Here is a 23186-nt window from a genome sequence, read left to right as displayed (position 1 = left end):
ACAATGTTCACACCGAGCGACGAAGCTGATACCGTCAGTATTGCCGCGGCGCTGACCGTCACCCGCACCCACAGGAGAAGGCCCGCCATGATCAAGAAGGTTCTGACCTGGCTCGGTATCGCGTTCTTGATCTTTTTCATTGCCTTCAACCCGAACTCGGCGGCATCGGTCTTCGAGTCACTCGGAGGCACGATCGCCGATATTGCCCGAGGCTTCGGTACGTTCTTCACGAACCTCGTCGCTTAGCATCACCACATGGGTGGTCCAGCTGAGCCGCACGAGCCTCGAGGCGAGGGCACCGGTCGCCCTCGGGACGATGACGAGAACTTCGGGTACAACGACCCGGCGTTCGATGAGGACCCCGATCCCACGCGGCGCCGCCGGCCCTATTCGGACGGCCCGGGCTTCAATCCGGACGCCGGCTACTCACCCGATGCCGGCTATGCGGAAGACGCGGGTTACGCGCGCGACGCGGGCTACCGCAGCGGTGGCTACGACGACGGCGGCGACGAATACGAGCCTCCTATCTTCACAGAGGAGGAGCTCGAGGGCCTCGGCCCCGAGGGCGGCGGCGGCCCGCGCCGCGTGCTCCCCCTGGAGGACGAACCGACCACTCTGGTCGCCCGCTATCTCTTCCCCACCGAGCGCTATCGCGGTGAGTGGAAGCGGCACTGGATTCACCTGACCACGCCGCTGGGCATCGGAGCGGGCGCCACCCTCCTCCTCGGATATCTGGCCGGGTTCCTCACCCGGCAGAACATCAACGGCCTGGTCACCGTGGCCGTGCTGATCTGGCTGGGCGTGATCAGCTGGGTGGCCTGGAAGGTCTTCGACTGGTATTTCGACCGGTTCATCCTGACCAACAAGCGGGTCATGGTCGTCAACGGCATCATCACCCGCCGGGTGGCCATGATGCCCCTGTTGAGGGTCACCGACATGAAGTACGAGCAGTCCGCGCTCGGCCGCATGCTGAGCTACGGCACGTTCGTGCTCGAATCCGCCGGACAGGACCAGGCTCTCCGCGAGGTCAAGCACCTGCCGAACCCGAACGAGCTCTATCTGCGCGTGGTCGAGGAGATGTACGAGCCGCAGGCCGTCGAGGCGCGCCTCGGCAAGGACAGCGACGGCGACGACGCTTGATCGGCGCGGGGTAGCGTTTTCCGGTGACCCGAATCGACCTGCACTGCCACTCCACCGCCAGCGACGGCACTCTCACCCCCGCCGAGCTGGTCAAGGCGGGCGCCGCGGCCGGTCTCGACGTCATGGCGATCACCGACCACGACACCACCGGAGGCTGGCAGGCCGCCGCCGACGCGCGTCCCGACGGGCTGCGGCTGGTGCGCGGGGCCGAGCTCTCCTGCCGGTGGCACGGCGCCGAGGAATGGCCGATCGCCCTGCACCTGCTGGCCTATCTGTTCGACCCGGCCGAGCCGCGCCTGGCCGGTGACCTGGCCCGCCTGCGCACCGATCGGGAGCAGCGCGCCGAAAAGATCGTGGGCAAGCTGGCCGCCGACGGCGTGCCGATCACGTGGAGCGAGGTCTACGGCTATGCCCGGGGCGGCTCGGTCGGGCGGCCGCACATCGCGCAGGCGCTGATCCGGGCCGGTCTCGTCCGCACCACGAACGAGGCGTTCGCCTCCCGGTGGCTGGGCGCGCGTTACTTCGTACCGAAAGCAGATCTTGATGTTTTCGAAGCGGTGCGAGCAGTGCGTGCGGCCGGCGGCGTGGCCGTTTTTGCCCACCCCCGTGCCACCGTACGAGGGAGGGTCGTGCCGGATCAGTTGATCGTCGAGCTGGCCGAGGCAGGGCTGTTCGGGCTGGAGGCCGACCACGAGGACCACTCGCCGGTCGAGCGGGAACACGTGCGCGCGCTCGCCGGAGACCTCGGTCTGGTGGTCACCGGCTCGTCCGACTTCCACGGGACGCACAAGACCGTCCAGCTCGGCGCCTTCACCACCGACCCCGAGGCGTACGAGAAAATTGTGTCGGCCGCCACCGGAGTTCCCGTCCTGGGGTGACTCTGGACGCAGCGGACTGCGATCGAGCGGGTGTGGCACCTACCTTGATCGGGTGAATCTGAAGCTGCTCGGCGAGGTCTTCGTGACCTTGCTGGTCATTGTCGACCCGCCCGGCATGGTGCCCGTGTTCCTGGCCCTGACCGGCACGATGGACGGCCGCGCCCGGATGAAGGCGGGCACGCAGGCCGTCCTGCTCGCGCTCGGGGTGATCGTCGGGTTCGCGGTCGCCGGGCAGACCCTGCTCGACTATCTGCACGTGGATTTGCCGGCCCTGCAGGGTGCGGGCGGCCTGCTGCTGATCCTGGTCGCGTTGCAGCTGCTCACCGGGAAGGCCGACGAGCCCTCCGAGCAGGGCGGCACCACGAACGTCGCGCTGGTGCCGATCGGCACCCCGCTGCTGGCCGGCCCGGGCGCGATCGTCGCCACGATGCTGTTCGTGCAGCGGGCCGAGGGCCCCGACGAATATCTGGTCATCGGCATCGGGATCCTGCTGGTCATGCTGGCCGTCTGGCTCGTGCTGCGCTTCTCCGGAGTGATCGTCAAGCTGCTGCGGCCGGCCGGCATCGAGGTGCTCACCCGCATCGCAGGCCTGCTGCTGGCGGCCATCGCGGTGCAGCTGATCGCGGACGCCATCGACGCTTTCGTCAAGCTCTACATCAACGCGCCCTGACGGGGTTTTTGTCGTACCGGGCTGGCAGGATTGTTCCGTGCCCCCCACCAGATCGCGCAGCGTGGTTCCCGAGCAGCTCGGCTTCGAAGGCATGCCCGAGCGGCTCTTCGTGTGCACGCCGAGCAAACTCGGGGCGTTCGAGGACTGCCCGCGTCGTTACCGGTATTCCTACGTCGACCGGCCCACCCCGCCCAAGGGGCCGCCCTGGGCGCACAACTCCCTGGGCGCGAGCGTCCACACCGCGCTGAAGAACTGGTATGCGCAGCCCGTCGGCAGCCGGGAGCCCGAGGCGCTGCCCGGGCTGCTCAAGGCGACGTGGGTCCGCGAGGGCTACCGCGATGTCGATCAGGAACGGGTGGCCTATCGGGCGGCGCTGCGCTGGCTCGAGACGTACGTGCGCGGTCTTGATCCTCTCGACGAGCCGCTCGGGGTCGAACGCGTCGTGGCCACCAAGACGTCGGTGCTGGCGTTCAACGGCCGGGCCGACCGCATCGACTCACGTCAGGGTCCCGCCGGTCCCGAGGCGGTGATCGTCGACTACAAGACCGGCCGCTCCGGGCTCGACGCCGACGACGCGCGCGGCTCGCAGGCGCTGGCGCTCTACGCGTACGCGGCCCAGCGTGTCTTCCGCCGGCCGAGTTACCGGGTCGAGCTGCACCACCTGCCCACCGGCACGGTCGCCTCGCACGAGCACACCGAGGAGTCGCTGGCCCGCAAGGTGAGCCGGGCCGAAGACACGGCCCGCGACATCATGGCGGCCGAACGAGCCGTGGCCGCGGGGGCCGACCCCGACGCCGAGTTCCCCACCAACCCGGGGGCGCTCTGCTCGTGGTGCGACTTCCGCCGATCGTGCCCCGCCGGTCAGGAATCCGTGGCCAAGGATCCGTGGGAGTCGGTCAACCACCTGACGGCTTAGGGCCCTCAGCTTCCGGCTAGACCGGCCCGGGCCAGCGCCGCCTTGCGGATGGGCGGCACGCGATACTTGCTGGGCAGCGAGTTGATCACCGTGGCGAGCAGCAGCCGCAGGCCGCGGGCCGAAAGGTTGGCCGTCACGTCGGTGGTCGACCAGCCCAGCCCGCCGTAAAGGCGCCGGGCCCACGGCGGCAGAAGCCCGAACGCGGTGCCGGCCACGCCCAGATAGGCCCAGCGGGTGGGGCCCAGCGTGAGACCCAGGCGCAGCGCGGCCGGACCCCAGTCGGGGGCGGGCGGGACGGTGAGGAACAGGGCTGTCTCGGCGCCGTCCTTGGTGAGGGACAGCTCGGGGCGCATCGCCTCGTAGTAGGCGGCCACGTCGGTGGCGGTCGCGGGAACGGTCGACGGGTCGAGGCCGACCAGCTCCGCGGCTCTGAGCTGCTCAACGTAGTACCGGTCGATCTCGTCGGGGGTGAGCTTGAGACCGGCCCTGGTCGCGGTGGTCAGGAACGACTCGACCTCGGCCACGTGGACCCAGCGGAGCAGGTCGGGCTCGTCGATGCGGAACTCCTCGCCCGTACGGGGATCTGTCGCTCGCATGTGGGAATGGATGCGGCGCAGACGGCTCGAGGCCCGCTCGACCTCCTCGGTCGTGCCGTAGACGACCGTGGCGACGTACTCGGAGGTGCGGTTGAGGCGGCCCCACGGGTCGGAGCGGAAGGCGGAGTTCTGCGCGACGCCCGCCACCGCCCTGGGGTGCAGCGCCTGCAGATAGAGCGAGCGGAGGCCGCCGAGCAGCAGAATCGGTTCGTTGTGCAGCTTCCAGGTGACCGATTCCGGGCCGAACAGGCCGACGTCGACGCTCATGCAATCAACAGTGCCACGCGTTCGGCCAGAAGTTGAACTCGTTCAGCTTTTCTCCGCGGCGCGGCGGCTCTGGCAGGCCGGGCAGAGACCCCAGAACGTCACCTCGGCCTCGTCGAGCTCGAAGCCGTGCGACCCGGCCGGGGTCAGACAGGGACGCTCGCCGACCGCGCAGTCGATGTCGGCGATCTCGCCGCAGCCCCGGCAGACGATGTGATGGTGGTTGTCGCCGACCCGGGCCTCGAAGCGAGCGGGGCTGCCGGCGGGCTCCAGGCGGCGGGCCAGCCCGGCCCGGGACAGGGCGCCGAGAACGTCGTAGATGGCCTGGGTCGACACCGAGTCGAGCCGGGTGCGGGCTCGGGTGGCGATCTCCTCGACCTCGAGATGCCCTCCCTCGGACAGGATCTCCAGCACGGCGAGGCGCGGCTTCGTGACCCGAAGGCCGTGCTCACGCAGCAGTTGCTCACCGTTCGACATCGGTCCATGACAGCACGGAACCGGGGAAACCCCAACTCCTGTCCTTGATCGTCACCCGTTGAACCGGGCCGCTTCCCCAGGCGTACGCGCAGGAAAAGGATGCTTGCGTCGTCAGATATCTCTAAGCTGACGGCCCTGATCCACTTCTAGGAGGCGTCGTGTTCGACCAGATCAACGGCCTGCCGGTGCACGCGCTCGTGCTGCACGCCGCGGTCGTTTTCGTCCCGTTGCTGGCGCTGGGGGCGGTGGTCTACGCGCTGGTTCCCCGCTGGCGGCCCAAGCTGGGCTGGGCGGTGGCGCTGCTCGCCGTCATCGCACCGGTGTCCGCGCTGGTCGCGAAGGCCTCCGGGACGGAGCTCTACAACCGGCTGCTCGACCAGGGCATGAGCGGTCCCGGCAAGGAGATCCTCGACGACCACATGGGCTTCGGCAGTCTCACGGCCTGGTTCGCGCTCGCCCTCGGCGTGGCCAGCCTCGTGCTGGTCGCGCTCACGTGGCGCCGTGGCGGCGGGCGTCTCCCGATGATCGGCGAGGTGGGGGCGGCGGTCGTGCTGATCGTGCTCGCGGCTCTTTCGGGCTACTACGTCTTCAAGACGGGTGATTCGGGGGCTACGGCGGTGTGGGGCACCTACTAGAGCTGCGGTGGACGCCCCGGTACGCGCGTGCCGGGGCCCGAGTTCCCGCGCCTCGTGTGCCGGGCCCGCGTCGTCGCCGGCGCCGAGTCTAGAAAATGATCCGAGCGCACAGCAGGCAGAGCAGGATCAGCGCGATCGCGCCGGCGACCAGGCCCACGCCGTACGTGACCGTGCGCGCCGAGCCCTCGGCGTCGTCGAGGGCGTCCATGTCCTGCGCCGGCATGGCCCGGGGCGGCGGCGGGTGCGCGATCGTCGGCGGGCGCCAGTTCGGCGACGGCCGGGCGGTGCGCGGCGGTCCCTGATAGTCGCTGCCCGGCTTGGGCGTGGGCGCCTTCGGCTCGGGAACGGGCGCGACGGAGTCGGGATCCGGTCGTTGCCAGTACGCGTCGTCCGGGACGCCGGTGGGGGAACTCACGTTCACCGACGGTACAGCCGGAGGGGGAAGACGTCCGCAGCGGCGCGGGCCTACCCTCATAGGCGTGGACATCCTGGATGAGCCCGAGCGCGACAACGACGCTGAGCGTGAGGTCGATTTCGACTCGGAAGAGGCTGTGGTGCTTCCCGACCAGACACGGGACGACACCGAGCGCGGCTGGGGCGAACGCTCCTACGACAACGACGAGCGCCTGCTCGAGGACCGCCCGCCGCACTGGTGACCCGCCGCACTGGTGACCGCCGGTCGCTGATGGTCGATACCCGCCGCTACCCGGACCGGATCAGCACGGCGAAGCTCTGCCCCGGAGCGGCGACGGCGTGTTCGGCCTCGTCGGGCGTCAGCGCCAGCAGCAGGCCGCCGATCGTCGGGTCGCCGGAGCCGGTCACCCGCAGAACGAGGGCCGACTCGGCGACCGGTGTCGTGCTGCCGTCGGACTGATCGAGCCGCAGCAGGTCGACCCGGTTGCCCGCCTCGACCAGCGCCAGCGCCGCCGGATCGGCCAGCCGGACGGGCACGCCGACGCTGCCGGACGGAACCTGCTGAGCTCCGCCCTCGCTGGGCGGCGCGGGGCCGGTTGGCGTAGTCACGGCGGGCGCTGCGTGAGGCGGCGCGTCGTTGCAGTCGCTGGAGGGCGACAACGACACCACAGCGGCGGCGACCAGCAGGATGGCGACCACCGTGAGGCGTAACAGCCTGCCGCGAGCCGGTCGGCGCCAGCGCACGGGGTCGAGACGCCCGTCGCCACCGTCGCGGTTGGTCTTGGGGAGGGCGGCACCCAACCGGGACGTGCTGGTCCTGCCCATCGGCCGTGCCCCTTCCGGTCGCTCTGGCGTCGCAGTGCTGCGGCGCCGGGGCGAACGTTAGGCCGGGCGGAAGATCGTTCGCTCGGGCCCTGTGGATAACCCGGAATTGTGGATAACTCGAGGCGTCGCTGGCGAGTGGCGTACCTTCACAAAGCCCCCCGGGTGGGTGGTCTCGGGGGAGGGCCTTGGGTGGGTGGTCTCGGGGGAGGGCCTTGGGTGGGTGGTCTCGACGGGGATGGGTGCGTGTGGCCCGGTCGCAGCCTGGTGAGCTGGGAATCGACCACTGCCTGATGAGCGAGCTCTGCTGAGCGGGAACCTGGTGGGCGAGCTCTGCTGAGCGGGAACCTGGTGGGCGAACTCTGCTGAACGGCGACCTGGTGAGCGGCAACATCGCGTGCCGACGGTGGTGCCGATGCGGCGGTCTACCGGCACGCATCACCGTCGGCGAGCGAACGGCTGTCCGGCGGGCACGGCAAACCGCGCCAAGCCCAAGAGCGGGCCGGCGCGGTCTTCGAAGGTCCGTCAGGAAGCTGCGGGGGTCTTCGAGCTGCTCGACGAAGACGACGAGGACGACGACCCGCCCGAAGACGACCCGCCCGAAGACGAGGACGACGTCGTGGACGAGGGGGTCGACGACCCGCTCGACGAGGACGACGACGAGTCGCTGGAGGACGGCGTCGAGGTGGCGTCGGCCTTCTTGGCGGGCTCGGTCTTTTCGGCCGCCACGTTGGCCGACCGGGAGTCGTTTCGGTAGAAGCCCGAACCCTTGAAGACGATGCCGACCGAGTTGAAGACCTTGCGGAGCTTGCCCTGGCAGTTCGGGCACTCGGTCAGTGCCGGGTCGGAGAACGACTGCACGGCCTCGAGCTGTTGTCCGCACTCGGTGCAGGCGTACTGGTAGGTAGGCACGGCTCCTCCGGATCTGGTCGGCTGCTGGCACTCGCCAACTCCGAGTGCCAATGTTGCGCCATCGGAGGTCATTTCGTCCACTCGGCATGTGGGCTGAGCCTCCGCGGCGATCAGTTGCCGAAAACGGTCAGGCCGTCGTGTGGGGTGATCGCGGCGTGTACGGGGCGGTCGTGCGGCTCGGCGGGGACGTGGTCGAGCAGTTCGCCGTCGTGCAGCAGGGCGACCACGAAGGCGTCGCCGGCGAGCCGGGACAGGGCGCGGTCGTAGGAGCCTCCGCCGCGGCCCATGCGCATGCCCCGGCGGTCGACGGCCAGGGCCGGCACGAAGACGACGGCGGCCTGGGTGATGGCCGTGACGCCGAGCCGGGGGCCGCCGGGTTCGAGCAGGCCACGCGGCCCGGGAGTGAGGGCGGGGGCACGCGAAGGGGTGGGGGAGGGATACGCGGCCCAGTCGAGGTCGTTGTCCGGAAGGAGGACGGGCAACAGGACCCGGGCCCGGGCGGACAGCGACGGCACCAGGCCGGGCCCGCCGGGCTCGCGGCCCACCGGCACGTACGCCGCCACTGTGCGGTGCTCACGGCGTACGAGGGAAAGGGCTTGATCTTGAATGGCGAGGGCGGCGGAAGCCAGCGACGAGGGTGTCAGGGCGCGACGCGAAGTAAGGAGGCGATTGCGGAGCGCGATCTTGTCGGTGCGAGATTTTTCCGCATCACCGGTTAAATCGGGCACGCAACACCCCCTTTTGAAAACCGGCAAACGGTGCACACTATGTCAGCATCGCTCCAAAGAGGGCCACTCCCGGGAGGATGCGTGACGCTGCGTGGCCGGCTCACCACCGCCTTTCTGGTGGTCGTGCTCGGTCCGGTGCTGCTCGGGTCCATCTTCGTCGCCATAACTGTCGCCACGGTGAGCCGGGATCGGACCGCCGAGAGACTCGACCATGCCATGTCGACGGTGCAAACGGGGATGGCCGCGGCCTGCCGGCAGCTTCAGGTGGCGGCGGACGCCGTGGCGGTGGTCTCTCCGGGTGACCGATCGGCGGTGGCGGGCCAGCTGATCACTCGCGGCCTGGCCACCGACATCAAGATCGGGCGCCGGGTGGAGGCGGGAGGGGGCGGGACGACGGTTCGGGCGTTGCGGCCGGTCGAGTTCACCGGCTGGCAGGACTGCGCCGCGCCCGCCGACGGACCGTCCACGGCAATCGCCGCCCGGGCCGCCGCTGGAGACCAGTTGATCACCGCCGCGCAGGCCGTCGACCCGGCGTTCCTGGCCCGGCTGGCCGCCACCAGCGGCACCGACGTGCACCTGACCGGCGAAAAGGCTGGCGAGCAAACCGAAGGGGAGCAGCGTCGACTGAACGCTCAGCCCGGCCAGCCCCTGCGACTCACGCTGATCATCCCCCCGAGCGAACCCACCTTCCTGTACGCCCTCCTCCCGGCCGTCGTGCTGGCCGTCGCGCTGGCCGCGGTGCTGGTGGCGCGCTGGCTGGCCTACTCCACCACCCGCCCGCTGGGCGAACTGGCCTGGGCGGCCGGCCGGGTGGCCGACGGCGAGCTGGACACCCGCGTGCCGATCCCGCGTGCCGACGAGCTGGGCCGGCTCGCCGCGACCTTCAACCGGATGACGCGTGAGCTGCAGGCCTACGTGCAGGCGCTCACCGCGAGCCGGGACCAGTTGCGCGGGCATCTGTCGATCCTCGGCGAGACCCTTTCGAGCACCCACGACCTGCACCGGATTCTTCAGGTCCTGCTGCGTACGGCCCTGGCCGCGACCGGCTCCCGGGCCGGCCTCGTGCTGCTGCTCGACCCGGCCACCGGTCAGCTGATCCCGCGCTGCGGGGTGGGCCTGTCCGGTGACTGGGACGTGGCCGACACCGAACTGCCGAAGCGCCGGCTGCCGGTCGGTCCGGGCGTGCTCGGATCGGTTGCCGCGACCGGTGAGCCCCGGCGTGGGCAGGGTTCGCCGGCGTCGGCCGAACCGGCCTGCCTGACGTACGTGGCCGTGCCGATCTGTGCCCCGGCGGTGGCCGAGGAGCCGGGCGATCCGGTGCCGTTGGCGGAGACCCTGGGTGTGCTGGCCCTTTACGACCGGGTCGGCGGGGAGGCGTTCGACGACGCCGACTTGCACACGCTTCGTACGTTCGCCGGACAGGCCGGGGTGGCCGTGCACAACGTACGGATGCACGAGGAGGCGCAGCGGCTCTCGCTGACCGACCCTCTGACCGGGCTGTGGAACTACCGCTACCTGCGGGAATCGTTGCGCCGGGAGGTGGAGCGGGCCAGCCGGTTCGGGCGGATGCTCGCCGTCCTGGTGCTCGACCTCGATCACTTCAAGGAGGTGAACGACACGTACGGGCATGCGGCCGGTGACGCGGTGCTGGGTGAGTTCGCCCGGCGGATCCGGGTCGGGCTGCGCGAGGTCGACGTGGCGTTCCGCCAGGGTGGTGAGGAGTTCGTGGTGCTGCTGCCGGAGACCGACGCGTACGGGGGTGCGATCGTGGCCGAACGTCTCGGCGCGGCCGTGCGCAGTCGTCCGGTGGCCGTCGACGGGGCCCAGATTCCGGTCACGGTGTCGATCGGAGTGGCGGTCTATCCCGAGCACGGCGAGAATTCGGTGCAGGTGCTCGCGGCGGCCGACCGGGCGCTGTACGCCGCCAAGAACTCCGGCCGGGACGCGTACCGGTTGGCCGAACCCGCAGATGTGACGAAGTCAGAGGTTTCTTCTGAGGATCATGAAGGAAACTTTGATCAGACGACGGCTGTGCCGGGCGGGTTACGACCGCAGCCACACAGACGTGGCCGATAGTCTCGCGGGATACCACGGGCACGACTGAGCGAAGGTGCGGTGACCTTGATGACCACGAACGCGGACGCGTCCGGCCGTCGGGCGGTGAAGGCCGTCATTCCGGCGGCCGGCCTGGCGACCCGGTTCCTGCCGGCCACCAAGGCCGTGCCCAAGGAACTGCTGCCCGTGGTCGACCGGCCCGTCCTGCAGTACATCGTGGAGGAGGCCGCCGCCGCCGGCATCACCGACGTCCTGCTCGTCACCGGCCGGGGCAAGACCTCGATGGTCGACCACTTCGACCGGCGGCCCGACATCGAGGCCCGGCTGGAGGAGAAGGGCGATCTCAAGAGGCTTGCCGCCGTACGCGGCACGAGCGAGCTGGCCGACATCTACACCTGCCGTCAGGGCGAGCCGCTCGGGCTGGGCCACGCTGTCGGCGTCGCCGCCTCGCACGTCGGGGACAACGCGTTCGCGGTCCTGCTCGGTGACGAGTTCGTCGAGGAGGACAAGCCGCTCCTGCCCGCCATGCTCGACCTCCAGGCCCGTACGGGGGGAATTGTTCTGGCCCTGGGCGAGGTGAAGCCGGAGGAGACCTCCCGTTACGGCATCGCCTCGGTCAACCCGTCGGCCGAGGGCGAGGACATCGTCGAGATCACCGGTCTCGTCGAGAAGCCCGCGCCCGACGAGGCGCCGAGCAACCTGGCCGTGCTGGGCCGCTACATCCTGCCCGCGAGCATCTTCGAGGCGATCGCCAACACCAAGCCCGGCAGCGGCGGCGAGATCCAGCTGACCGACGCGATGGCGCAGCTGCTGGCCGATGGCGTGCCCGTGCACGGCATCGTCTACCGCGGCCACCGCTACGACACCGGCATGCCGCTGGGCTACCTGCAGACCGTCGTCATGCTCGCCGCCAAGCGCGAGGACCTGGGCGAGGAGTTCCGGAGCTGGCTGGCCGAGTTCGTCGCCGGCGGTGCGAGGGGATGACGGCCACGGCCGATGCCGAGGCGGCCGCCAACGAGCTGATGCCTCTCGCCGAATACCTGGGCAGCGTGCTGCGCAGGCTTCGTGCGCTGCCTCCGCTCGACCTCGACCTGACCCAGGCCCACGGCAACGTGCTGGCCAACGACGTGGTCGCCCCGCACCCCTATCCGGCCTTCGACCAGGCCGCGATCGACGGGTACGCGGCCCGCTGGGAAGACCTGTCCGGGGTCGGGCGGGTCGGATCCCACCCGTCCTTCGGGCGGATCGAGGGCGGGCGACCCGTACGGCTCAACGTCGTGGGCGACCTCGGCGCGGCGAGCTGGCGTCCCGTCCGTCTCACCCCGGGCACCTGCTTCTCGGTCGCCGCCGGGGCGCCGCTGCCGATCGGCTCCGACGTGGTCGTGCCCGTGCACTGGACCGATCAGGGCATGGCCGCCGTCGAGATCCCGCACGCGCCCAAGCGGGGCTCCGGCGTCCGGCGGGCCGGTGACGAGGTCGCCGCGGGCCAGGTGCTCGCGCCGGCCGGGGCGTACGTGACCCCGGCCATGGTGGCCACCTTCGCCGCCTCGGGCATCGGCCACGTCGTGGTACGGCCCAGCCCCCGCGTCGTGGTCGTGGCCACCGGTGACGAGCTGGTCGACGTCGGCCGGCCCAGCCAGCCCGGCCAGATCGTCGACGCCAACTCGCACGCGCTGACGGCGGCCGCGGTCGAGGCGGGCGCACTGGCGTACCGGATCGGGATCTGCGACGACGATCCGGAAGGGCTGCGCGGCCTGCTCGAGGATCAGACCCTGCGGGCCGACCTGATCATCACCACCGGCGGCACCGGCACCGGCCCGGGCGACATGCTGCGGCGCGTGCTGTCCCGGCGTGATCCTGGCCGCGGCGCCGTCGAGTTCACCGACGTCGCGCTCTGCCCCGGCGCGACCCTCGGCTTCGGCACGGTCGGCGGCGAGGAAGTGCCCGTCGTCTGCCTGCCCGGCGAGCCCGGCGCGGCGCTGATCGGCTTCGAGGTGCTGGCCCGCCCGGTCATCCAGCTGCTGGCCGGGGCCGAGCCCGTCTTCCGCCCCAGCGTCAAGGCGCACCTGCTCGAGACCGTCTCGTCCCCCGGTGGCCTGCGCGAATTCCGCCCGGCTCACGTGGCCGAGCGGCGCGGCGGGGGACATACGGTGCAGCCGCTGGCCGGGGGACCGTACACTCTTTCCGGCCTGGCCGAGGCCAACGGACTGCTGGTTCTCGGTGAGCGGGTCACCACGGCGACCGCCGGCTCGACCGTGGACGTGCTGCTTCTCGACCGGAGGCGATAGATGCTGGGGTCCACACCCGGGTGGCCCGCTGTGCTGGCGGACGGCCCGGTGTTGTTGCGTCCCTACAAGCGCGGCGACGGCAAGGCCTGGTCCGAAGTAAGGATCGCCAACCAGGAGTGGCTCGCCCCCTGGGAATCGGCGCCGCCCGGCCCGTGGTCCGAGATGAACTCCACGCGCGCGTTCGGCTACGTCTACGCCGACATGAAGCGGGCCGCGCGGCGCGGCGACAGCATGCCGTTCGCGGTCTGCCTGCGCGAATCCGACGGCAGTGAGCGGCTCGTCGGCCACATCAACCTGGGCAACATCGTCCGGAGAGCCTTCAGTTCCGCGTACGCCGGATACTGGGTCGACCATCGGGCCGCAGGCCGCGGTGTCATCCCCACAGCACTCGCGCTCGCCGTCGACCACGCGTTCGGCCCCGGTGGCCTGCACCGCATCGAGGTCAACATCCGCCCGGAAAACCGGCCCTCCCGCCGCGTGGTCGAGAAGCTCGGCTTCCGCGAGGAGGCCTACCACCAGCGCTACATGCACATCGACGGCAGCTGGCGCGACCATCTCGGATATGCGTTGACCAGCGAGGAGGTCGCCGCCGAGGGCGGCCTCATGGCCCGCTGGCGGCGCGTCCGGGCCTGAACCGGGTGTGCCTTATTGATCCTTACAGCTCGACGCGCCCGGCGCGCCGTGCGCATTTCCGCAGCTCGCGGCCGTAGCCTCGGGGAGATTGGGTCTTGCGGTCCGCGCCGCGGTGAACGTGCACAGCGGGCCGCCCGTAGCTGACGGGAGGGGTGAGGGTGCCGACCTCGGTGCTCCTCGCCGTCCTCGCCGCGGCCGGACTGCTCGCCCTCGCACCGGCGCTCGTGCGCCGGTACGACGCCACCGAGCGGCTCGCCGCGGAGCGGGCGTCGTCGACGGCGAGGGTGCTGCAGCGCCACCGCCGTCGCCGTACTGTGCCCGGACGACGCCCGATCAACCCCGGACGCCTGGTCACGGTTACGGTCCCGGCCCCATCGGGTGATCCCGGCGGCGCCCAGCCCCAACGCCGGCTGCGCCTGGTCACCCCCGGCCGCCGCCCGGCCCGCCGCGTGCCGCAGCGCCGGCACACCCCCGCGGTCGTACGCCGCCGCCGCGTCTTCGCCGCCCTGCTGCTCCTCAACATCATCGAGCTGGTCGGCGTGGTCGCCGTCGGCCCCGGCTTCTGGATCGGCTTCGCGGTCACCGGCGCCCTGCTGGCGATCGACCTGGTGCACCTGCGCAACCGGGCCCTGGCCGACCGTCGCCGTCGTCGCATCGAGGCCCACGAGGCCGCCTGGCTGGCCGCCCAGCAGGCGATGGTCCGGCGCGAACAGGCCCGGCGGGCCCGCGACCGCCGCGAAAAGCAAAAGCAGCTGGCAGCCCAACGCGAGGCCGCCCGCCGCACGGCGATGGGCCTCGACCGCGACGAACCCCCGGCCGCCGCACCCTCGGTGCACTACCGCCGCTCGGGTGGCCTGCGGGGCCGGGCCTACGAGGCCGGGGGCCGACACCACACCGCATGAGTGGGGTCGGTTCGCGGGCGGGCCCGCCGACCTGTTAACCTTGCTGCGGTTCCACGGACTGCGGTCCGCGGGCTGGTAAGGGGCTGTGGCGCAGTCTGGTAGCGCACCTCGTTCGCATCGAGGGGGTCTGGGGTTCAAATCCCCACAGCTCCACGAGCTTTGGCGCCTCGTGTCCGCACACTTCGCGGACCCGGGGCGCTCGTCATGTCTGCTCCAGGGGCCGAGCCCCCGGAAACCCCACGTTACGGTGGCTGCGCTTGAGCGGGTCGGTTCCGCTCGCGTGTTGTTGCGCCTGAGTGCATTGTTTGCGATCGGCGGTTGCTGCGTTCGTGCGGTTGTTCGCTCGGGCCGGTGGTTGCGCTTCGGGTTGGGGCTTGTGGTCGGCTGAGCTGGCTTGTCGCGACTGGGGGCGGGGCGGCCGTTGGGGTTTGTGCTTGATACCAGTGTGATGCCGGTGAACGAGCGGGTTGAGGCTGTTCACACGGCGATGATGTATGCGTCGGTCCCGTGTCATGTGCTGCATGAGGACCCGGGTGGGGACGTGCGGGCTCGCATGGAGGTGTGGGAGCTCGGGCGGCGACGATCTTCACGCATCGGTCCACGGGATCCGGCTTCTGCGTACGGACAAGGTGGCCCGGCAGGACGCCATGCCGATCGTGGCGGTGGCGGTGCAGCAGCGGGCGCGGGGACGGCTCGAGTAGCGCGGGCACCAGCGGGTCGCGGCGCCGGGGGAACTGGTGGCCGTCGATCTGTCGGGGGCCAACGACCACTCGTGGTCCGGTGAAGGGGCGGCGGGCTGCCTCCAGATCCCGTTCGACCAGCTGGGGCTCCCGCTCGACGTGGTGCGGAAGGGTGCCCCGGGGATTGCGGCCAGTCCGCTCTACCGGTTGGTGATCGATCACGTCTCGCACCTGGCCCGGACGCCGGCCGAGATCACCGCGGATCCGTCGTCGGCCGCCGTGGCCGGGGTGAGCATCGATCGCGGCCGCGCACAACGTGTCTTTGCGTCAGCTCTACAAGGTCTGCGCCGATGCCGAGCTCAGCCTCGAACAGTGGATCATCAAGGAGCGGCTGCACCGCGTCCGGCACCAGCTGGCCCAGCCCGACCTCGTCCATCTTGCGATCGCGACGGTCGCCCAGCGCTGGGGTTTCCGCGATCCGAACCACTTCACACGGCGGTTCCGGGCGCGCTACGGGATGACGCTGGGCCAGTGCGGCGCTCGTCGGCCGCCGCTCGTGCTTGACCGGTCAAGTTGTGCAGTCAGGGCCGAGGACGCTGCAGCGTCAGCCGACCGCAGTGCGTCGCGGCGGCGATACGTTCCGCCCGCCGGACTCTGGTTAAGGAGCGCGACGCATGGCAACAATCGTTCTCGTCCACGGCCTCAACCCGCCGTCGCAGATCAAATCGCTGTTCCCGATCCTCAACAACCCGGCCAAGCGGCACCAGGCCGCGGGCTTCACGGCCGAGCAGTGGCACTACGCGTTCTGCAACACCCTCTCCGAGGAGGAGTCGAAGCGCGTACGACCGGTACGCGATTCCCGCCCCGGGCAGCTGGGTCTGGGCGTACGGGCTGATCGCGAACTTCAAGCCGGGCAAGCAGGAAACCTGGGTCGACTTCAAGAACCCCGACCGGGCCCCGCTGTTGTTCATCGCGGGCGGCGAGGACAACATCATGCCGCCGTCGGTGAACCGGTCGAACGCCCACCACGACAAGGGCGAGGGCACGATCACCGAGCTGATCGAGGTGTCCGGGCGTTCGCATTGGACCTGCGCCGAGCCGGGCTGGGAGCAGATCGCCGACACCGCGGTCGACTGGGCGCTGCGCCACGCCGAATGAACGCCGGAGCATCGGGGCCTCTGGCGGGAGGCCCCGATGCGGACATGCCGGCTAACTCACGGGTGTGGTGGGCGTGCGGGTGATCTTGTAGCTGGCGACCGGGTCGGCCAACAGCACCAGGGTGGGCGCCTCCCGGTCACCGGTCTCGCAGGTGAACTCGGTGTCGTTGCCGGCGCATTGCTGGTATGCGTCGCGGTTGACGAGGCCATAGATGGTGCCTGAGCCGGACAGCTTCTCGATGGTCGTGGTCAGCTGGGTTGCGGTGATGTACTCCGGCATCCGGTAGCACCGGGTGAAGTGGTCGGCGTCGAACTCCGCGTTCACCTCCTCCGTCCACGGCAGACAGTTCGCCATGATCCGCTGGTTCTGCAGGACGAACTTGTAGTCGCCGGACGAAGGGGCGGTGAACAGCAACCGGGTGTATCCGGACCGGGGAGACGGGACCATCTCTGACCTGGGAAGCGCGGCCCCGGTGGCCGACGGCGGGAAGAAGACGTTGACGTCAGCCGGGTCGGCGCCGGTGAACTCGTAGCATTGCACCTCACCGGCGGTGGTGAACGTGCCCTTCTGGGCCGGCTCGGGCAGCCCGAAGACGCCGATCTCCTGGCAGTGGGACGGCTCGTTGTGCAAGAACGTAACCGAGTACGGGACGTCGTCGACGAGGCTCGAGGTGTCGCCGTTCGCGACCAGGGTGAAGGTGCCGGCCTTGGTGAACACGCAGGTGCCGTCAGCCGGGATCCAATAGGTCTGCTTGCAGGCGCTGTTGCCGAGCGACTCCGTTCCCTCGTACGCGATGAGGGTGCGCGGCTCACCGGTAGCGGTGGCGCTGGTGATCAGGTATTTGCCGGCGGCCGGTACGTGGATCGTGCGGCAGCGGACACCGTTGAGCGGATCGGTCGTCGGGTCGCCGATCTGGCCCGGCGTGAGTTCCGGACACCCGGCCCGGGTGGTCAGCGACCGGATCTGGATCTCGTTGTCCGGCAACGTCGCGTTCACCGTGCTCATGGCGACGAATTCGCCGGTGGCGCGGAGCTGGCACGGCGGGTTGTACCGGAGCGGCCAGCCGCAGACTCCGGCGTTGTTCAGGTCACGGACGAAGACGTTGCCGGTCTCGGCGAAGCCGAGGATGCTCTCTCCGTTCGTGCCGTTGAATCGCACGCATTGCGCCTCGATCGGGTCGCCGTACGGAAGCCGGACACGCGGCGCGTCCCAATCGGTGGAGATGCGGGTGGTGCAGTCGGCCGGATCCTGCCGGACCGCGGCGACCCGGTAGGTCAGCGTGTCGGTGGTCGAGCGGTTGTTGATCCGCAGCTGGTAATCGCCCTCTGTGCCCACGGTGCACTCCCACAGGGAGCCGCGCGGGGCCGGGCAGAGGCGGCTCTCGTCCGGCCGGAACAGCCAGCCCCCGTGCGCGACGCCCGCGCCGCGGACCTGCAGGAAGTATCGCCCGGCGGGCAGGTGGACGTCGGTGCAGCCGGTGCTGCCCGGCGCCACCGTCACCGTGCTGATCTGCTCGGCGGTGAGCGCCCCGAGACGACCGGGTTCGAGCTTGGTGCATTCCGATGCGACCGCCGGTGCCGGCGACTCGGTCGCCGTCGGCGCGGGAGCCGGCGTAGTGGTGGGCTCGACGGCGTGGGCGGTGCCCGCGAGGCCGAAGGACATGATCAGGCCGCACAGCAGTGCGGCACCCCAACGTTTCAAGTCGTTCCCCCGTGACTGGTTGGTGTGTCCCCTGTGGATATCACGGTCGCGATCGATTCCTCCACCCCGTACGCGAAATATGCGTACAGGGAATGGTTATTTCATCGACGTCGATGTAATGAGCTGAGGATAGTCCGAAACATGAGGATAGCTACTTTTGTGTGGTACCTCTGGAGTCAGCCTCGGAGGTGACTCATGAAAGCTGCCCTGCCCGACAACGAGACCGAACGGCTCGCCGCCCTCTACTCGCTCGACATCCTCGACAGCGCACCCGAACAGGACTTCGACGACATCGTGGCGCTCGCCTCGAGCGTCTGCGGAACACCGATGTCTCTGGTCACTCTGCTCGACACCGATCGCCAGTGGTTCAAGGCCCGGATCGGCACCGAACGCACCGAAACCGACCGGGACAGCGCGTTCTGCGCCCACGCGATTCTCGGACGCGACCTGATGGTCGTGCCGGACGCGACCCAGGACCGCCGGTTCGCCGACAATCCGCTGGTCCTCGGCGAGGGCGGCATCCGCTTCTACGCCGGGGCGCCGCTGGTCACGACCGACGGGTACGCGCTGGGCACCCTCTGCGTCACCGACAACGAGCCCCGCCGCCTCGAAATCGAGCAGCTGCAGGCCTTGCGTGCGCTGGCCCGGCAGGTCACCTCGCAGATGGAGTTGCGCCGGCACGCGGTCGCGCTGGCCAACACCACGGCCCGGCTGCAGGAGCTCGAGCGGCGCAAGGACGACCTGGCCGGCCTGCTCGGCGGGGACCTGCGGGCGCCGCTGCGCCTCATCTCGGCGTACGTGGGAAAGCTCGGGAAGACCGGGTATCACGACGCCGAGATGGCCGACCTGATCGGGCGGGCCACCGCCGGGCACATCCGCGGCTTCCTCGAACTGCTGCACCACCTGAGCACGATGGCCGAGGCCGGATCGGGCAACGAGAGCCTGCACATGCGCCAGATCGACCTGACCCGCATCACCCAGCGGGCGGTCGAGGCCGTACGCCCGATCGCCGCCAGCAAGCAGATCTGGATTCTCAACCAGGCCGGCGGTCCCGCACTGCCGATCATCGCCGATCCCGTACGCCTCGAGCAGGTGCTCACCCATCTGCTGTTCGCGGCGGTGAAGTACACGCCGTCGGGCGGGCGGGTGCGAGTCGGCACCGAGATCGAGGCCGGCCCGGCCGTACGCCTCGACGACATGGACATGCCCGACGGCATGCGGCCCGAACTGTTCCCGCACCTGTACTACGGCGCGATCGCCAACCCGGCCAACATCCCGGGACCTGACCGGGGGCTCGCCGTGGCCAAGAAGATCCTGGACGCGCACCACGCCACGGTGGCGCTCTCGGACCGGCCCGGTGACGGCACCTCACTGCACGTGGTGTTCCCGTCGGCCGACCTCACCACGGCGACCATGCTCGACGACCTGATCGCTGTCTGATTTCCCGTACGAACATCGGCCCGCGCCCGCTCGGCTGCAGTTCGAGCGGGCACGGGCCGACGCGTCACCCGGCGTACGGCCGGGCTCTCACCCGGTGTAGACCGGGCCGGAACCGCCACCCGGGGGCGAGCCGGCTGACGGAAGATCCTCGGGACCCAGTTCCGCGGTGTCGTGCAGACGGACCGACTGCGACGGCACCGCCGGACGCGCCAACGCCCGGCCCGACGCCGGATGCGAGTCGGCGCGACCCTGACCGAGCGTCGAGGGCCAAGTGTCCACAACGGGCGCAACCTGAGTGGGCACGGACACGGGCACGGGCAGTGCCTCGGCCCGGACGCCCAGCCCGGCGCGGTGCAGCTTGTGCCAGCGCAGCCGCCCGCCGGTCAGCGCCGTGGTGGCCGACTGCATCAACACCAGATACATCAGTTGCCGGTACGCGAACTGCTGCAACGGCAACCGCCACAACGGCTTGAGCGACTCCTTGTCGAAGCGGAACGCCACCGCCGCGGTGAACAGCTGGAGCGTGAGCATGCCCAGCCACGCGACGACGGTCTCCTCGAGCTCCCAGAAGACCAGGCCGTAGACGAGCATGATGTCGACCACCGGCGCGAGCATCGGCAGCGCGACCCCGAACAGGGCCAGGAACGGCAGCCCGAGCCGGCCGAAGCGACCCGACGGACCCTGGTCGAACAGGGCCCGGCGGTGCTTCCACATCGCCTGCATGGTGCCGTAGCTCCACCGGTAACGCTGCCGGTACAGCTGCTCCAGCGTGGCCGGCGCCTCGGTCCAGGCCTTGGCGTTCTCCGCGTACACGACCCGCCAGCCCTGTCGCAGCATGGCCATCGTGACGTCGGTGTCCTCGGCCAGCGTCTCGTCGCTGATCCCGCCCACCTGGGCCAGGGCCTCGCGGCGGAACGCGCCGATCGCGCCGGGCACGGTCGGCATGATCCCGAGCACCTCGTACAGGCGGCGGTCCAGGTTGAAGCCGATCACGTACTCGATGTGCTGCCAGGCGGCGACCATCCGCTCCCGGTTGCCGACCTTGACGTTGCCGGCGACCGCACCGACCGTCGGATCGGCGAACGGCTGCACCAGCTGGCTGATCGAGTCCGGTTCGAAGATCGTGTCGCCGTCCACGGTGACGATCAGGTCGTGGCGCGCGAGGGCGATGCCGGTGTTCAGCGCGTTCGACTTTCCGCCATTGGGTACGCGGACCACCCGTACGTTGGGAAGCCGCATTTTCTCGACGAGCGACGCCGTCCCGTCCGTGGAGCCGTCGTCGACGACCACCACCTCGATCTCCGGGTAGTTGCCGCCGGCCAGGGAGCGTACGGCCGCTTCGATGCCTTCCTTCTCGTTGTAGGCGGGCACGATCACCGACACCGGCTCGACCACCGGCGGCCCCCAGGTCCAGCCCGGCTTCCGTCGCTGCCGGGCGTGCCGGGTGGCCAGAAGCAGCAGCAGCGCCGTACGCCCGATGGTCAGGCCCCCGACGACCAGGAACAGGATCGCGATGAACCAGACCAGGCCGTCCGCGACCCGTACGGTCCAGATGACCGCGCTGCCCCGCCAGACATCGCTGTGCGCGGCGTCCGGGTTCTCCGGCAGCAGAGGCACCGGGGTCGCCGCCGCGGCCTTGTTGCTCTGCTCGATCGTGCCGTTCAGGCCCTCGGTGACGGTCGTGAACCGGTAGCCGCGAGCCTTCATGGCCGGAATGAACTGACGCAGCGCGTCGACGGACTGCTGCCGGTCGCCGCCCGCGTCGTGGAACAGGATGACGGCCGAGCTGTCCCCGGCCGGGGTGGCGTTCTTGATGATCTGCGGGATGCCCGGCCGCTGCCAGTCCTCGCTGTCCAGGTCGTTGACGACAACCAGATAGCCCTGCCGCCCGGCATCCTTGATGATCTTCCAGTTGGTCTCGTCGATGGCGGCGTTCTTCGACGAGTACGGGAACCGGGCCAGGTTGGTGTGCACGCCGGTGGCCCGGGCGATCGCGACCTGGGTCTGGGACAGCTCGAGGGTGCGCCGCCAGGGCGCGAGGCGCTGCAGGTTCGGGTGGGTGAACGTGTGCAGGCCCAGCTCGTTGCCCTCGTCGGTGATGCGCTTGGCCAGCTCCGGGTTCCGCGACACCTCGGAGCCGACCACGAAGAACGTGCCGTGCGCGTCGTTCTCCTCGAGTACGTCGAGGATCTTCGGCGTCCAGATCTTGTCCGGGCCGTCGTCGAAGGTCAGGGCGATCGTCTTGGGCGGCATCCGGCTGGTGCTGGCCTGACCGCCGGTGGTGTTGATGACCGGGCCGCCGTTGAGGATCGCCGCGGGGACGCCGGCCTGGTCGCCGACCTCGGAGTCCAGGTGGTCGCTCTTGAACTCGGCGTTGATGTAGGCCTGCACGATCAGGACGCCGACGAACACCAGCACCAGAAGCGAGCCGAGCATGATGCGCGGGCGGGGGAGGAGCCGGCGCCGGACCGGGCCGCGGCCTCGTGTCCGGGTCTTCGTGGGCGGCATGGGTGGAGGGGTGTTGGGTGGTGGGGCCTTGTGAGCGGGGGTGTGGGAGGTCACTGGAGCACCTTGATCGTGAGGGATATGGGGTCGGTGGCGGTGTCGGGTGTGGAGCTTCCTGTGGTCTCGGACGGGTCGCCGGACGAGGCCGATCCGGTGCTGCTGTTCCCGCCGCTGCTTGAGCCGGTTCCGCCGCCAGTTCCGGAGCCCTCCGCTCCTCCGGTGCTGCCTGTGCGGGTGGTGCCGGTGCTGCCGCTTGCGTTGCCGCCCCCGCTGCTGCCGCTGCTGCCGGCGCTGCTGCTCCCGTTGCTTGTGCTGCCGCCGCCGCTGTTTGTGCCGCCGCTTGTGCTGCCGGTGCCGCTGCCGCCGTTGCCTGCCCCGCCGCCGCCGCTGCCTGCACTGCCGCCGCCTGCCCCGCCGCCGCCGCTGCTGCTGCCGCTGCCTGCGCTGCTCCCGCTCCCGCTGCCGCCGCCTGTTCCACCCCCAGAGGCGGACGAGCCCGAGCCGGTCGGGCTCGGGCTCGTCGGGTCGTCGACGGCAGATCCGCCGCCCTCCCCGCCGGTTCCGGGCGGCACCGGAGGCAGCGGAATGATCGGATCCGTCGGCGGTGTGGTGGGCGGCGTGGTCGTCGGCGTCGCCGTCGGAGTCGTGGTGGGCTTGATCGTGGACGACTCCGGGGTCGGCGTCCGCTTCGTCGGGGTCGGCGAGACCGAGCGCGACGGGGTGGGCGTCCTCGTCGCCGAGGGCACCCGGGTCGATTCGAGCCGGGGCGTCTGCGGCCGGACGCTGCTCCGGCGCGGCTGGGCCTCGGGGAGGTAGAGCGCCCGCGCCGCCTGGGTCGGCGTCACGGTCGGGGTCGGGGCGGGGCTCGGCCGGACCGCCGGCGTCTCCTTCTCTTCGGGCTCGAGACCGGGCAGCGGCAGCACGGCGCTCGACCGGACCGGACCACCGGCCAGGCTCACGCTGATCAGGCCGCCGTACAGCATGACCAGCACGCCGAACGCGTACGCGAGCCGCCGCAAGAACCGGCTGCGGCGGCCGGTGCTGTCCACGAACACGGGCGCGGGTGTCTCGACCGAGATCACTTCGGTCTCAGGAAGATCTGAGGCGTCGAAATGCTGGTTTTCTGGCTCCTGCGAAGTCACGCGGCGAGCTTAAAAACATATTGGCCGATCTTGCGACGTCTCACTCTTACGCATGACCGATGATCGTTTAACAGAAATCCACCGAAATGATGACCGTGAGAGTTTGACCAGATGGTGGCTCATGTGTGCCACGACCGACCGCGCTTCGCTGAGCTGCGCCGAATGGGCGGGGCGGCAGGGGTTACGCGATTCCAGGAAATGCTTTGCTGTCATATCTCCGACAATGAAAG

At 70.2% G+C, this 23186-nt stretch carries 25 protein-coding genes, 1 tRNA gene and 1 pseudogene; 19 read left to right on the top strand and 8 right to left on the bottom strand.

What is annotated here, in order from left to right; genetic code table 11:
• Window positions 1-3: 3 nt before the first annotated feature.
• From ACZ3I4_RS16285 to ACZ3I4_RS16265, 5 genes are all read left to right on the top strand, one after another.
• On the top strand, window positions 4-246 hold the full coding sequence (locus tag ACZ3I4_RS16285; protein WP_465383026.1) for a hypothetical protein: 243 nt from the start codon (window positions 4-6) through the stop codon (window positions 244-246).
• Between the two features lie 9 nt (window positions 247-255).
• The gene (locus ACZ3I4_RS16280) at window positions 256-1140 is read left to right on the top strand and encodes a PH domain-containing protein (RefSeq protein ID WP_465382727.1); all 885 of its coding nucleotides are present in this window, start codon (window positions 256-258) and stop codon (window positions 1138-1140) included.
• A 23-nt stretch (window positions 1141-1163) separates the two neighbouring features.
• Window positions 1164-2018, top strand: a complete 855-nt coding sequence (locus ACZ3I4_RS16275; RefSeq protein ID WP_465382726.1) for a PHP domain-containing protein — start codon at window positions 1164-1166, stop codon at window positions 2016-2018.
• A 52-nt stretch (window positions 2019-2070) separates the two neighbouring features.
• On the top strand, window positions 2071-2688 hold the full coding sequence (locus ACZ3I4_RS16270) for a MarC family protein (RefSeq protein WP_465382725.1): 618 nt from the start codon (window positions 2071-2073) through the stop codon (window positions 2686-2688).
• Between the two features lie 91 nt (window positions 2689-2779).
• Window positions 2780-3604 (top strand): RecB family exonuclease, encoded by an 825-nt coding sequence (locus ACZ3I4_RS16265; RefSeq protein WP_465383012.1) that lies wholly within the window; start codon window positions 2780-2782, stop codon window positions 3602-3604.
• A 5-nt stretch (window positions 3605-3609) separates the two neighbouring features.
• Here the strand turns inward: ACZ3I4_RS16265 and ACZ3I4_RS16260 are convergent, their stop codons facing one another.
• Window positions 3610-4467 carry an oxygenase MpaB family protein gene (locus ACZ3I4_RS16260; protein WP_465382724.1) on the bottom strand — a complete coding sequence of 286 codons (858 nt, stop codon included), beginning with the start codon at window positions 4465-4467 and terminating at the stop codon, window positions 3610-3612.
• Between the two features lie 42 nt (window positions 4468-4509).
• Window positions 4510-4941, bottom strand: coding sequence for a Fur family transcriptional regulator (locus ACZ3I4_RS16255; RefSeq protein WP_465382723.1), 432 nt, complete (start codon window positions 4939-4941; stop codon window positions 4510-4512).
• Window positions 4942-5099: 158 nt separating this feature from the next.
• Between ACZ3I4_RS16255 and ACZ3I4_RS16250 the strand changes: the two genes are divergently transcribed.
• Complete coding sequence (locus ACZ3I4_RS16250; RefSeq protein ID WP_465382722.1) at window positions 5100-5576, top strand: DUF2231 domain-containing protein; 477 nt, start codon at window positions 5100-5102, stop codon at window positions 5574-5576.
• A gap of 88 nt (window positions 5577-5664) precedes the next feature.
• Here ACZ3I4_RS16250 and ACZ3I4_RS16245 read toward each other — a convergent pair whose 3' ends face one another.
• Window positions 5665-5991: a translation initiation factor 2 gene (locus ACZ3I4_RS16245; RefSeq protein ID WP_465382721.1), complete on the bottom strand. Its 327-nt coding sequence runs from the start codon at window positions 5989-5991 to the stop codon at window positions 5665-5667.
• A 64-nt stretch (window positions 5992-6055) separates the two neighbouring features.
• On the opposite strand from ACZ3I4_RS16245, the gene ACZ3I4_RS16240 reads away from it, so the two are divergent.
• On the top strand, window positions 6056-6232 hold the full coding sequence (locus tag ACZ3I4_RS16240) for a hypothetical protein (RefSeq protein WP_465382720.1): 177 nt from the start codon (window positions 6056-6058) through the stop codon (window positions 6230-6232).
• Between the two features lie 46 nt (window positions 6233-6278).
• Here ACZ3I4_RS16240 and ACZ3I4_RS16235 read toward each other — a convergent pair whose 3' ends face one another.
• Entirely contained in the window at window positions 6279-6815 is a 537-nt protein-coding gene (locus tag ACZ3I4_RS16235) for a hypothetical protein (RefSeq protein WP_465382719.1), read from the bottom strand.
• Window positions 6816-7227: 412 nt separating this feature from the next.
• On the opposite strand from ACZ3I4_RS16235, the gene ACZ3I4_RS16230 reads away from it, so the two are divergent.
• On the top strand, window positions 7228-7569 hold the full coding sequence (locus ACZ3I4_RS16230) for a hypothetical protein (protein ID WP_465383025.1): 342 nt from the start codon (window positions 7228-7230) through the stop codon (window positions 7567-7569).
• 14 nt (window positions 7570-7583) lie between these two features.
• Here the strand turns inward: ACZ3I4_RS16230 and ACZ3I4_RS16225 are convergent.
• Together ACZ3I4_RS16225 and ACZ3I4_RS16220 are read right to left on the bottom strand one after the other, a co-directional pair.
• Window positions 7584-7796 (bottom strand): annotated as a pseudogene (locus tag ACZ3I4_RS16225) (FmdB family zinc ribbon protein); the annotation flags it as partial.
• Window positions 7797-7834: 38 nt separating this feature from the next.
• Window positions 7835-8452 (bottom strand): 5-formyltetrahydrofolate cyclo-ligase, encoded by a 618-nt coding sequence (locus ACZ3I4_RS16220; RefSeq protein WP_465382718.1) that lies wholly within the window; start codon window positions 8450-8452, stop codon window positions 7835-7837.
• An 81-nt stretch (window positions 8453-8533) separates the two neighbouring features.
• Between ACZ3I4_RS16220 and ACZ3I4_RS16215 the strand changes: the two genes are divergently transcribed.
• The 9 genes from ACZ3I4_RS16215 to ACZ3I4_RS16175 all read left to right on the top strand — a co-directional run bounded on the left by ACZ3I4_RS16215 (window position 8534) and on the right by ACZ3I4_RS16175 (window position 16168).
• Complete coding sequence (locus ACZ3I4_RS16215; protein WP_465382717.1) at window positions 8534-10528, top strand: sensor domain-containing diguanylate cyclase; 1995 nt, start codon at window positions 8534-8536, stop codon at window positions 10526-10528.
• A gap of 48 nt (window positions 10529-10576) precedes the next feature.
• Window positions 10577-11491: a UTP--glucose-1-phosphate uridylyltransferase gene (locus ACZ3I4_RS16210; RefSeq protein ID WP_465382716.1), complete on the top strand. Its 915-nt coding sequence runs from the start codon at window positions 10577-10579 to the stop codon at window positions 11489-11491.
• Window positions 11488-12795: a molybdopterin molybdotransferase MoeA gene (locus tag ACZ3I4_RS16205; RefSeq protein ID WP_465382715.1), complete on the top strand. Its 1308-nt coding sequence runs from the start codon at window positions 11488-11490 to the stop codon at window positions 12793-12795. The genes ACZ3I4_RS16210 and ACZ3I4_RS16205 overlap by 4 nt, the downstream gene beginning before the upstream one ends.
• Window positions 12796-13428 (top strand): GNAT family N-acetyltransferase, encoded by a 633-nt coding sequence (locus ACZ3I4_RS16200; RefSeq protein WP_465382714.1) that lies wholly within the window; start codon window positions 12796-12798, stop codon window positions 13426-13428.
• Between the two features lie 152 nt (window positions 13429-13580).
• Window positions 13581-14330, top strand: a complete 750-nt coding sequence (gene sepX / locus ACZ3I4_RS16195) for a divisome protein SepX/GlpR (protein ID WP_465382713.1) — start codon at window positions 13581-13583, stop codon at window positions 14328-14330.
• Between the two features lie 79 nt (window positions 14331-14409).
• Window positions 14410-14483: transfer RNA gene (locus tag ACZ3I4_RS16190), tRNA-Ala, on the top strand.
• 368 nt (window positions 14484-14851) lie between these two features.
• Complete coding sequence (locus ACZ3I4_RS16185; RefSeq protein WP_465382712.1) at window positions 14852-15031, top strand: hypothetical protein; 180 nt, start codon at window positions 14852-14854, stop codon at window positions 15029-15031.
• A 277-nt stretch (window positions 15032-15308) separates the two neighbouring features.
• A complete protein-coding gene (locus ACZ3I4_RS16180) occupies window positions 15309-15905 on the top strand; it encodes a helix-turn-helix transcriptional regulator (RefSeq protein ID WP_465383011.1) in 597 nt (198 codons plus the stop codon).
• A 98-nt stretch (window positions 15906-16003) separates the two neighbouring features.
• On the top strand, window positions 16004-16168 hold the full coding sequence (locus tag ACZ3I4_RS16175; protein ID WP_465382711.1) for a hypothetical protein: 165 nt from the start codon (window positions 16004-16006) through the stop codon (window positions 16166-16168).
• 51 nt (window positions 16169-16219) lie between these two features.
• Here the strand turns inward: ACZ3I4_RS16175 and ACZ3I4_RS16170 are convergent, their stop codons facing one another.
• A complete protein-coding gene (locus tag ACZ3I4_RS16170) occupies window positions 16220-17869 on the bottom strand; it encodes a hypothetical protein (protein ID WP_465382710.1) in 1650 nt (549 codons plus the stop codon).
• A gap of 195 nt (window positions 17870-18064) precedes the next feature.
• Here ACZ3I4_RS16170 and ACZ3I4_RS16165 point away from each other — a divergent pair, with 195 nt between their 5' ends.
• Window positions 18065-19309: a GAF domain-containing sensor histidine kinase gene (locus ACZ3I4_RS16165; protein ID WP_465382709.1), complete on the top strand. Its 1245-nt coding sequence runs from the start codon at window positions 18065-18067 to the stop codon at window positions 19307-19309.
• A gap of 87 nt (window positions 19310-19396) precedes the next feature.
• Here the strand turns inward: ACZ3I4_RS16165 and ACZ3I4_RS16160 are convergent, their stop codons facing one another.
• A complete protein-coding gene (locus tag ACZ3I4_RS16160; RefSeq protein ID WP_465383010.1) occupies window positions 19397-21817 on the bottom strand; it encodes a bifunctional polysaccharide deacetylase/glycosyltransferase family 2 protein in 2421 nt (806 codons plus the stop codon).
• Window positions 21818-21919: 102 nt separating this feature from the next.
• Between ACZ3I4_RS16160 and ACZ3I4_RS16155 the strand changes: the two genes are divergently transcribed.
• Window positions 21920-22630, top strand: coding sequence for a hypothetical protein (locus ACZ3I4_RS16155; RefSeq protein WP_465382708.1), 711 nt, complete (start codon window positions 21920-21922; stop codon window positions 22628-22630).
• Window positions 22631-23186 lie beyond the last annotated feature (556 nt).

The sequence above is a fragment of the Actinoplanes sp. NPDC021490 genome, from assembly GCF_055562135.1.
This window is presented reverse-complemented; position numbering and strand designations above follow the sequence as displayed.

Coding starts and splice junctions, on each gene's coding strand:
- ACZ3I4_RS16285 (WP_465383026.1), top strand. CDS start 4: ATGTTCACACCGAGCGACGAAGCTGATACCGTCAGTATTGCCGCGGCG.
- ACZ3I4_RS16280 (WP_465382727.1), top strand. CDS start 256: ATGGGTGGTCCAGCTGAGCCGCACGAGCCTCGAGGCGAGGGCACCGGT.
- ACZ3I4_RS16265 (WP_465383012.1), top strand. CDS start 2,780: ATGCCCGAGCGGCTCTTCGTGTGCACGCCGAGCAAACTCGGGGCGTTC.
- ACZ3I4_RS16260 (WP_465382724.1), bottom strand. CDS start 4,467: ATGAGCGTCGACGTCGGCCTGTTCGGCCCGGAATCGGTCACCTGGAAG.
- ACZ3I4_RS16255 (WP_465382723.1), bottom strand. CDS start 4,941: ATGTCGAACGGTGAGCAACTGCTGCGTGAGCACGGCCTTCGGGTCACG.
- ACZ3I4_RS16235 (WP_465382719.1), bottom strand. CDS start 6,815: ATGGGCAGGACCAGCACGTCCCGGTTGGGTGCCGCCCTCCCCAAGACC.
- ACZ3I4_RS16230 (WP_465383025.1), top strand. CDS start 7,228: ATGCGGCGGTCTACCGGCACGCATCACCGTCGGCGAGCGAACGGCTGT.
- ACZ3I4_RS16210 (WP_465382716.1), top strand. CDS start 10,577: ATGACCACGAACGCGGACGCGTCCGGCCGTCGGGCGGTGAAGGCCGTC.
- ACZ3I4_RS16205 (WP_465382715.1), top strand. CDS start 11,488: ATGACGGCCACGGCCGATGCCGAGGCGGCCGCCAACGAGCTGATGCCT.
- ACZ3I4_RS16200 (WP_465382714.1), top strand. CDS start 12,796: ATGCTGGGGTCCACACCCGGGTGGCCCGCTGTGCTGGCGGACGGCCCG.
- ACZ3I4_RS16185 (WP_465382712.1), top strand. CDS start 14,852: ATGAGGACCCGGGTGGGGACGTGCGGGCTCGCATGGAGGTGTGGGAGC.
- ACZ3I4_RS16175 (WP_465382711.1), top strand. CDS start 16,004: ATGCCGCCGTCGGTGAACCGGTCGAACGCCCACCACGACAAGGGCGAG.
- ACZ3I4_RS16165 (WP_465382709.1), top strand. CDS start 18,065: ATGAAAGCTGCCCTGCCCGACAACGAGACCGAACGGCTCGCCGCCCTC.
- ACZ3I4_RS16160 (WP_465383010.1), bottom strand. CDS start 21,817: ATGCCGCCCACGAAGACCCGGACACGAGGCCGCGGCCCGGTCCGGCGC.